Annotated in this window: 7 protein-coding genes; 2 read left to right on the top strand and 5 right to left on the bottom strand. The window is 37.8% G+C overall.

From position 1 onward, the window contains the following. Positions 1–284: 284 nt before the first annotated feature. A complete protein-coding gene (locus ABYD77_RS14700; protein ID WP_372770873.1) occupies positions 285–3,686 on the bottom strand; it encodes an Ig-like domain-containing protein in 3,402 nt (1,133 codons plus the stop codon). 498 nt (positions 3,687–4,184) lie between these two features. Between ABYD77_RS14700 and ABYD77_RS14695 the strand changes: the two genes are divergently transcribed. Continuing rightward, positions 4,185–5,606 (top strand): S41 family peptidase, encoded by a 1,422-nt coding sequence (locus tag ABYD77_RS14695; protein WP_372770872.1) that lies wholly within the window; start codon positions 4,185–4,187, stop codon positions 5,604–5,606. A gap of 208 nt (positions 5,607–5,814) precedes the next feature. Here ABYD77_RS14695 and ABYD77_RS14690 read toward each other — a convergent pair whose 3' ends face one another. Beyond that, positions 5,815–6,582 (bottom strand): TSUP family transporter, encoded by a 768-nt coding sequence (locus tag ABYD77_RS14690; protein ID WP_372770871.1) that lies wholly within the window; start codon positions 6,580–6,582, stop codon positions 5,815–5,817. A 165-nt stretch (positions 6,583–6,747) separates the two neighbouring features. On the opposite strand from ABYD77_RS14690, the gene ABYD77_RS14685 reads away from it, so the two are divergent. Further along, positions 6,748–7,659 (top strand): LysR substrate-binding domain-containing protein, encoded by a 912-nt coding sequence (locus ABYD77_RS14685; RefSeq protein WP_372770870.1) that lies wholly within the window; start codon positions 6,748–6,750, stop codon positions 7,657–7,659. 66 nt (positions 7,660–7,725) lie between these two features. On the opposite strand, the gene ABYD77_RS14680 is transcribed toward ABYD77_RS14685, so the two are convergent. From ABYD77_RS14680 to ABYD77_RS14670, 3 genes are all read right to left on the bottom strand, one after another. Beyond that, positions 7,726–8,625 carry a tetratricopeptide repeat protein gene (locus tag ABYD77_RS14680; protein WP_372770869.1) on the bottom strand — a complete coding sequence of 300 codons (900 nt, stop codon included), beginning with the start codon at positions 8,623–8,625 and terminating at the stop codon, positions 7,726–7,728. A gap of 455 nt (positions 8,626–9,080) precedes the next feature. Further along, positions 9,081–9,872, bottom strand: coding sequence for a heme ABC transporter ATP-binding protein (locus ABYD77_RS14675; protein WP_372770868.1), 792 nt, complete (start codon positions 9,870–9,872; stop codon positions 9,081–9,083). A 1-nt stretch (position 9,873) separates the two neighbouring features. Next, positions 9,874–10,929, bottom strand: a complete 1,056-nt coding sequence (locus ABYD77_RS14670; RefSeq protein ID WP_372770867.1) for a FecCD family ABC transporter permease — start codon at positions 10,927–10,929, stop codon at positions 9,874–9,876. Positions 10,930–11,089: the final 160 nt, after the last annotated feature.

Below are 11,089 nucleotides of genomic sequence, written 5' to 3'. Positions count from 1 at the left end.
GTGACAACGGCATAACGTTTTGGTTAAAAATAAATCAAAATGTCATCATGTCATTGTGTGGCTGTGTTGCTAAAGTCTATGCATGGCCAAAAACCAAATGGGTGACCCCATGACCATTGATCTGACGGGTGCATTCTTCGAAAGGATAAACGAGGATCAATCCCTAACGTCACACCACATTTATTGACCCGTTTATCAATAGACCCTGAAAGTTGGTTAAAACTCACAACTCAATTTACCAAAGCATTTTATGGTGCAGTTGGTAAACCTTAAAATTTAATTGATTATTCAACAATAACGCTGTCTTCAGCTACATCATAAAAGTTTGAATTAGCAAGTAATACTGAAATAAGGTGATCACCTGCATCACTGGGTATTTGCCAAATTATCTTAGCTGTTTTGCTAGCAGTATCTTGTTCAACTGAGCAACTACCACCTGTTACGATACAAACTAATTTTACCGGACCATCTAATTGCCATGTTGCATCATAAGATAAATTTGAGTCTGTATTAACTAGCGAATATGACTGTTTAAGCTTTATTGACTTTGTAAAGTCAACTAAAGAAAAAGTTTCTTTTAGAGGCCAAAATGTCCAATCATGATGAGCTGTTCGTTCTCGCTCTAAGTTGTAAACTTTTTCACTGTCAATTGCGACTTTATAGATAGAATTTCGAGTTAAGTAGCTCGATAATTGACGTGGTTTAGTAGGTTCGTCTAAGCCGTAAATAGACACTCCGCTAAAAGGGTCAATAACAAACAGTTTATTGTCAATTAACTCTAATTGACTTCCCGATATGTCTGGAATTGATTTAACCGATTTAGGAGATCTTGGATTGGAAATATCAAGAATGCGAAGGCCATAGTATTTTGCTAAAAGATACGCATAATTTTTATATATAACAACAGAGTTATATTCCCATCCATCTTCATCTGGAGCTAAGTCAAAAGAAATATTGGCAATTGATTCTAATTCGCCGCTGGAATTTAATTGAATTATTGAAGAGTTATCTTGTGTTGCTGTGATAATTGATAAGTCATTTGAATCAATATCTCCGATTGCTTGACCTGTATTCAGAATTAATTCAGAGATTGGTTTGATAACCTCGGGTTTTGAAACATCGAGTAATTGGAGCTTACTGTTACCTTCACTAATCACTATATTATTAGCATGAGGGATTATTGCTGAAATAGCCTCATCAACTTGCAATTCCGATATTAAGGTCAACTGATTTTCATCATTCACATCGACTAGTTTCAATGAATTATCATTTGCTGCTAAGAAGAGCTGATTATCTATCAGTGTAATATGGTTTGCTTGAGAAACATCTAACGAGGCTTTTATAGCTAGGTTATTATTATTCGTTATACTCGCCGATACTAATCGATTATTGTCACTTGAAAAAAATAACTTGTCATTACTGGCAGCAATACTACTAATTTTTGCTCTTGCGCTAGGCATGATTTCAACACCAGCTAAGCCAGATAAATTAGATATATCTTGGCTCATTAATGCTGCTAAGCTGCTATCTACATAGAATAAAGTATCATTCTGTAAGAAAAGATCTACTCCTCTAAATGCTTCAGTTCTTTTACCAATTAAAATTGGTGAATTTAAATTACTAATATCAAAAAACATGATTTCATTAAAACTAGTACTGGCAACACTCAGTACATTCGCATTTTGAGATAGGTTGTATGCCCCATGGGGGGCCATAATGTTTCCTGCGATACTCGGATTACTTGATTCAGTTATATCAACTAGCACAACACCTTTTGTTGTTGCAGCGACAGACAAACTTTTTCCTGTTAACGCTACTTCACCAAGGGGAACCTCTAAATCTAATGTAGCTATAAGGTTAGTCGATTCAATATTTGATATATCAAAAGCTCTTAGCATTCCATCACTTGCTGCGGTGAAAAGGGTTTGACCTTTGATTGCAAGACCAGATACCCAGGCATCGTTAGCATCAAAAACGTTATTTATTGTCGAAATATCCAAAAAAAGCGGATTGCTTAAGTTTGAAATATCCAGAGCAACAATACGGTCTGCTTGGTTAGAGCCAATATTTCTTGGAGCTGATGCTATTAGAAGATTTCCTGACAATACAAAATTGTTAAATGAGCCATTTGTTTTGACTGTACTCACCAATTGGATGTTATGTAAATCAGTAATATCAAAAAAGCGAAGCTCGTTAACACAACTTGCAACCAAAAAATTATCTTGGCTAAAACTGGATTGGCAGGTTCCTGAAGTACCTTGCCAAGGGTGAGGTTTCAAATCAAACGGTTCTGAAATATCAACAGCAGTTAATATATTGCTATCAGATACAAAAGCGATTTCTTTTTCAGGGTTTAATGAAAGGTGATAAATACCATTTGAGTTTAATTTGCTCTGTAAAATTACTTTATCTTGCCCAATTTCATTTAAATTACCTTGATATTCTCGCGTTGTAATTCTCACTGTATCTTGAGATGCTAATCCTAATTCGTTCGTAACAGTTAACATCACGTCTATTTGTGAAGGTTGGTTAGGTAAAGTAAAGCTTGGATTACAGCTAGTTGCCTTTTCTATTACAATTTCATCCCCTTGCGTTTGTTGCCAGTTATATGAAAGCTGGTAATTATTAGGATCTGAACTCAAAGAGCAATCAAGGTGGATCAACTCACTTAATAAATAAGTTTTGTCAGTTCCAGCATTGGCAATTGGCTTACGACTTAAAGGATTAACGGTAACAACAATGTCATCTTCCGCTGTTAAGCCTAACTCATCTGTTACCATTATTCGGAAAAGGAGTTTATCTTGCTGCTGAGATAATGGAATGCTAGGTGCAACAAAGGAAAGTTTTAAACTATTAATGTCATCAATTGAAGCAGGTGTTCCTGAAATTTGCTGCCATAAGATAGATTTTATTTTATTATCATCGTCACTTGCGGTAGCTGTAATTTCAACCATTTCTTTTTCATTGACTTCAATATTTTCACCTGCATTAACAATCGGTGGTTCATTTACAGCGTTGATTATAATAGTGATATTATCGGAGGACGAAGCCCCTTGATTATCCGTAACCGTTATTTGAAGGGTTATTTGAGCTTGCTGTTCACCTACAGTAACTGAAGGCGCGACAAATGATGGTGTTAAGCTATTACTGTTTAATAGTTCTACTTGAAGACCTGCGGTTTGTTGCCAATTAATTGTTGTAATCGTGCCGTCAGGATCAAAAGCTGTAGCTAGTAGATTTACCTCATTGGTCTCATTAACTTGAATGTCATTACCTGCATTAACAAGCGGTGGTTCGTTTACAGCGTTGATTGTAATAGTGATATCATCAGAGGACGAAGCTCCTTGATTATCTGTTACCGTTATTTGAAGGGTTATTTGAGTTTGCTGTTCACCTACAGCAACTGTAGGCGCGACAAATGATGGTGTTAAGCTATTACTGTTTAATAGTTCTACTTGAAGGCCTGCGGTTTGTTGCCAATTAATTGTTGTAATTGAGCCGTCAGGATCAGAAGCTGTTGCAAGTAGATTTACTTCATTGGTCTCATTAACATGAAAATCAGCACCGGCGTTAACAATTGGTGAGCTATTTACCTGTAGTTTTGGTTTTTTACTACTACCGCCACAAGCGACTAAACCGAATAGAGTTGTAAATAAAATAAACTTAATCAAAGTCCTTTGATACATAATAAAACCTTGTAATTGCTTTTAAAACATGTGCTTATCCATTAAGCTGCTAAATTTACAGGAATCAAACTACCAGTCAATATGAAACTGTTTTTGACACTTAATTGATTTGTAACATTTAGTTTATCCTCTTAGCAAAACACTTAAAGGGTTGCAAAGTATTGGCTGGTTTTATAGTTGTTCTTTGTAATTTTTGTATAAAAATCAATCAGTCACTAAGGTGTTTTTTGTTTCAAAGAGAGCCAATATGATTTGACACGCCAATAAAAAGCAATAACAAAGACACCCACTCTAATTTGATTTAGTTTGGGCGATCAATGTGGTCAGAGTCGTTGATTTTCCTATCTAACTTCTTTCATGAAAAGCTAGTTTTCGCGCTAGCTTTTTGTTTATTCGTTTTTTCGGTTTCTATTTGTATAGGTGCTTTAAATTAGGTAATCTGCCCACTCAATGGACTACTAAAATCGGAAAATTCCAATAATAAGGACTTGAATATTAATGAAAAAACTTGCGTTTATTACACTTCTTTTACCATTAACAGCAATGGCAAACACACTTGACTGTGAGAGTGAATTCGAGTGGCTCAAAACAACGTTTGAAAATAATGATGCAGGTTTTGAATACGCTGTTTCTACTAAAGGTGAAAACAGCTATAAAAGTCACAATACTGAATACCTTAACGCCGTTAAAAATAGTCGTTCAGCAACTGAATGCCATCAACAATTACAGGGATGGTTGTCGTTTTTTCGTGATGGACATATTGGTATTGGCCTTAATGTTGATGGCGAAGGGTCACAAAATGAAACGTCTAAAATTCATGACTTTAATGAATTAGCTTTTAGTCAGTATCTTGAAACTAAAAAAGAGGAGAACTGGGAGGGGATTTGGACATTTTCAGGCTATAAACTTTCGTTGAAAAAAGAGGGTAATGATTATAACGCTTACGTTATTGAGTCGAGCAACGCGAGCTGGAAGAAAGGGCAAATTAAATTCACAATTCATGCTAGCGGTAATGGTACACATAAAGTGAGCTACTACATGGCAGATCATTCCTTACGGTCTATTGACTCGGTAAGTAATCTAGATAAAAACCATTTAGTGTTAGGTAAAAATTGGCTCACGCTTTCACGTCAGAATGCAAAAACTGCGAGCGCCCCTGAGGTTTCTCAATACGTGAAACTTATGGCGGTACGCCAACCATTATTTGAGGTTTTATCAAATAAAACCGTAATGCTTAGAATTCCTTCATTTGATCATAGTTTTAAAAAAGACATCGATAAGGTTATAAAAAATAATTTAGACACCATTCTTCAGACGGAAAATTTAATTATCGATATACGTGGTAATGGCGGTGGCAGTGATGTTAGCTATGAAGAGATATTGCCAATTATTTATACTAATCCTATCCGCACTATTGGCCTTGAGTTTTTGTCTACAACACTAAATAACTCTCGAATGTTGAAGTTTATGGAAGATGACAACTTTAGCGACGAAGATAAAGCGTGGGCAAAGGAAAGTTATAAAAAGTTAGAAAATCGCTTAGGTGAGTTTGTTAACTTGGAAGAAGACACGGTTACGGTGGAAACTTTCGATCGTGTGCATCCACTACCTAGACGTGTCGGTGTATTAATTGATAATCGAAATGGCAGCACCGCAGAACAATTCTTACTGGCGGCTAAGCAAAGCCAAAAAGTGAAACTGTTTGGTGTGACAACCCGCGGCGTTTTAGATATTTCCAATATGCATCAAGTTCAGTCGCCAAGTAAACACTATACACTCTATTACAGCTTATCTAAGAGTTTTAGAATTCCTGAGATGGCGATAGACAGCAAAGGTATTCAACCCGACTTTTACATTGACGCGAGCGTGCCAGTATTCCAGTGGATTGATCACACCCAGAAGATCTTAGAAGCTCGTTAATTCAGAATCAATGGGATCAGAGTCGTTGATTTTCCTTTCAACCTTGCAACATATAAGGCTAGCTGTTGTGCTAGCTTTTTGTTTATCAGCCTTTTCTTTTTCTGTTTGGTTCGTTAAGTTAGTCATATGAATCGAATAACAATGACACCTACTTTATTTGATTTAGTTACGATGGGTGGCTTTGTCATTTTTATTTGTAATTTGTTCGTCATAAATTCAATGAATACATAAATTTAATTAACATTGACACGCAAATAAATACCACCATATAACGCAGTAAATTAACAGGTATTTTGAATAAGCAATGTGAACCTAACCAAGCTCCAATAAACTGACCGACAACCATGCCCCCCCCCGCCAGCCACATTATTTTTCCAGCAAATATAAAAACAATCAGTGACGCAAAATTAGTTGCAAAGTTAAGTGGTTTAGCGATAGCAGTTGCTTGAAGAAATGGTTGTGCACGCAAAGAACGACCCGCAAGAGTAAAGAAGGATCCGGTGCCAGGACCAAATATACCATCGTAGCAACCAATTGCGGGTATTACGTATCTTTTATATTTACTTTCAGACAAGGTTGGCTTAGTTAGCTCATTTGTTTCTGCTGGTGTGAGCAGAAAGTAAATCGCGATGCTCAAAATAACAATTGGGATAATGAAATTGAGAGCGCTGGTATTGATAAATTGCACAACTATTGTACCGATTACTGATCCGACAAAAGCTGCTAGCATCAACGGTTTAATGTGTTGCCAATGAATACGTTTATTGCGTAGCATCATTAAGCTTGCTGTTGCAGTTCCAAATGTAGACTGAAACTTATTTGTTGCCAATGCGGTTATTGGAGGGATGCCACTAATCATTAATGCAGGGACTGTTAACAAGCCACCTCCACCGGCTAAGGTATCTAAAAATCCTGCGATCAGCGCGACGAAAAACAAAAACATTAATATTTCGAGTGTAAGTTGCGTTAGTTCCATGACGTTCCTTTAATTATTATGTTCACCTAGTTAGTTTCATATTCACTTGGGTAAGGTTTTGAATGCTAGGTCAGTTGCGTGTTATTAAGCTTTTAAAGGATTGTAACTAGAATTTTGTTCGCATAACATTAATGAAAAGTAACTCTATGATTAGGTTTGTACTTAATGATAAACAGTGATGACTTACATTTTTTTAGTGTTATTGCAACGCAAAACTCTTTAGCTGCTGCTGCTCGATTTTTAAATGTCACTCCACCAACGGTGACTCAGCGACTACAACTCATTGAGAGTAAGTTGAACATAAAGCTAGTAGAACGGCATGCGAGAAAAATAGCGCTTACGGATGAAGGGAAAATGTTGGCTCAAAGAGCAAAAATAGTGCTTGCCGAAATTACTGATTTACATGAAGCTCTCTCACTACATCAAACTGAAATGTCGGGATGTCTTAGGGTTTTGTCATCAATTAGCTTTGGCCAGCAATACGTTGCGCCGTTAATCAGTGAATTTCAAACTAAACATCCAAAAGTGACTGTTGAATTAATGTTGTCAGATGCGCCCAATTATGCAGACGGTCAGCATTGGGATATTACGGTTTATATCGGTGAGCTTAGAGACTCTTCCCTCAAGTTAACGACCCTCGCAAAAAATCAACGTTTGTTATGTGCAGCGCCTAGTTATATAGAGAAATACGGCATGCCAAGCACCCCTCAAGAACTGCGTAATCACCATTGTATTGTGCTTAGAGAGAATGCTGAAGATGTTTCTCTTTGGCGATTTCAACATGCGAAAACAAAGCAAGACCAGGCCATTAGAGTTATTCCAAGATTGGCGAGTAATGATGGCAGAGTGACGAAACAATGGGCGTTAGATGGGCAGGGCATTATTTATCGTTCAGAATGGGACTTAGCTCCTGATATTGCTGCTGGAAGGTTGGTCAAACTGCTTCCCGACTATACATTACAGGCAGCAGAAATTGTGGCTTTATTAGGGACTGAGCCAAGTGCTCGTAGTTTACGCACAAAAGAGTTTATTGCTCTTTTGAAAGAGAGAATAAAACTACGCCCTTGGCTTGGGTAAGCATGGTTGACCCCTTTTGTTTAGGGCTAGGGTGTCTTAATGGGCTCACTAACCTCTAGCGGCATCTTATTTAGCGGTTATTAAGTGCTGGTATTCTTTCAATAACGCTGAGGAAAGTTTAGTCGGGTCAACCTGCTTAAGGTGTGTCTTTAACTTCGATTGGTTGTTTTGTTCACTATAGTAAATGGCTAAGCGATAGTGGCATAAATTCTTGATAGTAGGGTGCCCAATCGTTTTTTCTGCGGATAATACAGCTAAGAAAATTTGTTCAGCTTCGTTGTGCATCTCAAGCATCTGGTGGCTGCGAGCTACGTTGTAATGAGTCATTAACGCATAGTGTTTATTTAAAGACAATTGCGCGTTTTCAAATGCGAGCTGAAAGTATTGAAAAGCATTTTTATGCGCTTTCTGTAGTGCATGCATATTGCCAAGATTGGTATAAATCGTTTTTTTTAGTTCACTATTTGGGTGATTTCTGAATTTCAGCTCCAAAGGTAATAAGAGATCGATGCCTGTTTGGTAATCTTTTAAATAAATATGAAAATTTGCATACTCAATCAGTGAATATGGATCGAGCGTATCCAAATTTAACTCTTTCATTAAGTTAAATGTTTTTGACTTATATAATTCAAAGTCTTGCACGTTATTTCTAAACATCGCATATTTAGCACTTAAAATATAAACCTTAAGTTGCAAAAAAGTCGGTAGGGATGATTTTGAATTTAGCTCATTGAGTACTTTGGTGAGTGGTTGCGCTTGTTCAAGTTCAAATAAAGCTTGGATTTGTAAAAATTTGAAGCGGTACCATTCTGATGTTTTTGGCTCGACACCTTTATTTAAACTCTCTTCTAATAATGTTAAACACTGATTAGGATTAATTTGACACGTGCTCTCTATGTTAGCGGGAGTCGTCCAACTTTTTGGGCAATAGAAAAAAGCGATGAATAGTACGGCAAGATATTTCATTAACAGTGTGCTACACAAAAGAACTCAAACTGCATGCTAATAACTTTAGAGCTGACTTGTCAATTTAGGAAGCGCGCCTTAGTGTGATAATCAAGGTTCTCAGCCTAGTTTTTTTAACTTGGTATTTCTTTGTTTAGGGCAGATAACATTGCTAACCAATGAGTCAGTTCTGCACCAACGGAGTCAGGAATTGCATTATGCATCTAAGTTCAACTGGCTTGATTCGACCTTTAAAAGCTTAGCGATACTTTAATTGATGGTTTATTGGTTTTATCTCTCAGACTAAGACAAGCTCGGCCAGTATATAAAGGTGATTGTGTGCAATAAACGAAATGCCTTCATGGATGTAAACTATTTAAGTTGTTACAGGATAAGCGAACTAACTATGGGCTTATTTTATTAAATGAAAGTAGGTGAATAGGGCAGAGTTCAAACTTGCCCCAAATAGCTAAAACTTAGCCAAAGTGCGCGGCAACACGTAAGTTAGGTAAAAAACCGTCGCTATTTGCTAAATGTGCTGAAATACCGTAAGTATTTTGTAACTGAGGTTCATTGAGCACATTTTTAGGGTCGCCATAAGCAACAATTTTACCGTTTTCGAGCAAATAAGCGGTGTCGGCAAAACTCGCTGCTAATGCTAAATCATGCACTACGGCAACAACGCCTGCGCCCATTTTTGCAACTTTTTTTGCCAAATGCATCACTTGATACTGATGATAGAGATCAAGGCTCGCTGTTGGTTCATCAATTAACAAATAACAGGGTTTTTGCTTTTCTAAAATTGGCAATAGTTGACAAAGCACCCGAGCAAATTGCACGCGTTGCTTTTCTCCACCAGAGAGTCTCGGAAAAGCTTGTTTTGCTAAATGGCCAACATGCAATTGTGCCATTGCCTGCTTTGAAAACGCCGCAAGCTCAGATTTACTATAATCATTTTGATGAACATAGTGCGCCATATCGACAATTTCTTGCACACTAAAGGGAAACTCGCAGTCATAATTTTGCGTGAGCACTGCGCGCATTTTTGCCAAACTATCATTGCTGTAGCTTTCTAATGCTTTATCTTGATAGCTTACAGCCCCTTCACTAATAGCAATATCACCACATAAGGCTTTAAGTAAGGTTGATTTACCCGCACCATTTGGCCCTAAAACAACAGCCATTTCACCTTGCTTTACCTCGATGGATGCATTGTTTAACAAGGTTTTATTACCAATGTTTATTGAAATATTTTTGCCTCGTAACATTTCATAGCTCCTTAATACGGTAGGTTTTAAATAACATTACAAGAAAAAATGGGCCGCCTATGGCACTGGTGATTAAGCCTATTGGTAACTCTGAAGGCAAAATCAAAGTGCGCGCTAAAATATCGGCGAGGCTAAGTAACATAGCGCCACCTAACATCGATACAGGTAATAAATAGCGATGATCAGGGCCTAATAGCAAGCGCACAATATGCGGTACGATAAAGCCAATAAAGCTAATAATGCCTGTAATTGCCACAGCAGCACCAGTGCAAAGCGCAGTATAAATAAAGACCTGCTTTTTTAGGGAAATAACATTTATGCCCAAATGTTTTGCTTGCTGCTCACCAAGTAAATAGAGGTTTAATGGCTGTGCTAATCTAGCAATACCAATACAACACAGCACAATTAAACATAAAGCAGGAACGATCATCTTAAAGCTATTACCAGCAAGCGAACCCATGCTCCAAAATGTCAGATCCCGCAGTTGTTCATCGGAACTGATCATTGTCAAAATTCCAATCACGGCGCCAACAATCGCGTTAACGGCAATGCCTGCCAGTAACAGACTTACGATGGTAAAACGATTACCATTACTGGAAAGGCGATAAATAATCGCGCAAATTGCAAGGCAACCTATAAATGCACCAAGAGGCACTGCGTAAATACCGTAGTTTTCAACAAAGCCACTAAGTAGTGTTGAGCCAAGAACAATAGTCGCAATGGCACCCAATGCAGCGCCACTTGAAATGCCAATTAAACCTGGGTCGGCGAGTGGGTTCCTGAAGATTGCTTGCATTGCAGCGCCACATGCCGCCAAACCAGCGCCGACAAACATAGCTAACACCAAGCGTGGCAAACGTATTTGCCAAATAACAGCGTGTTCTAAACTTGTCGCATCTGGGTTTGATAAAATTGCGAATAGTCGTGCTAACTCAATATCTACACCGCCAAACGCCAAAGCAAATAGGGCTACGCTAGCTGAACTCACCATAAGAAAACAAATTAACAGTTTTCGAGCGGTTTGTTCCGGGATAAGTGACTGATTAAGCACTAACATTTACAAAGACTTAGTTTTTGGTGCACTTTGTAAGGCGCTGAATTGATAACCATAAGGAAGCTGCGCATTTGGGTGAAGCTTTGATGCAAGCTCAGCTACCGCTTGTGGTGTTCGAGGACCCATACCCAATAAATAAGAACCATCAAAAATAAGCACTTGG

It is taken from the genome of Pseudoalteromonas sp., assembly GCF_041629635.1.
Classification (GTDB): Bacteria; Pseudomonadota; Gammaproteobacteria; order Enterobacterales; family Alteromonadaceae; genus Pseudoalteromonas.
The sequence above is the reverse complement of the archived record's forward strand: the minus strand, read 5'-3'. Positions and strand labels throughout refer to the sequence as shown.

Bases quoted from the DNA above. Each gene is read 5' to 3' on its own strand.
- ABYD77_RS14700 (WP_372770873.1), bottom strand. From the start codon at position 3,686: ATGTATCAAAGGACTTTGATTAAGTTTATTTTATTTACAACTCTATTC.
- ABYD77_RS14680 (WP_372770869.1), bottom strand. From the start codon at position 8,625: ATGAAATATCTTGCCGTACTATTCATCGCTTTTTTCTATTGCCCAAAA.
- ABYD77_RS14695 (WP_372770872.1), top strand. From the start codon at position 4,185: ATGAAAAAACTTGCGTTTATTACACTTCTTTTACCATTAACAGCAATG.
- ABYD77_RS14690 (WP_372770871.1), bottom strand. From the start codon at position 6,582: ATGGAACTAACGCAACTTACACTCGAAATATTAATGTTTTTGTTTTTC.
- ABYD77_RS14670 (WP_372770867.1), bottom strand. From the start codon at position 10,929: ATGTTAGTGCTTAATCAGTCACTTATCCCGGAACAAACCGCTCGAAAA.
- ABYD77_RS14675 (WP_372770868.1), bottom strand. From the start codon at position 9,872: ATGTTACGAGGCAAAAATATTTCAATAAACATTGGTAATAAAACCTTG.
- ABYD77_RS14685 (WP_372770870.1), top strand. From the start codon at position 6,748: ATGATAAACAGTGATGACTTACATTTTTTTAGTGTTATTGCAACGCAA.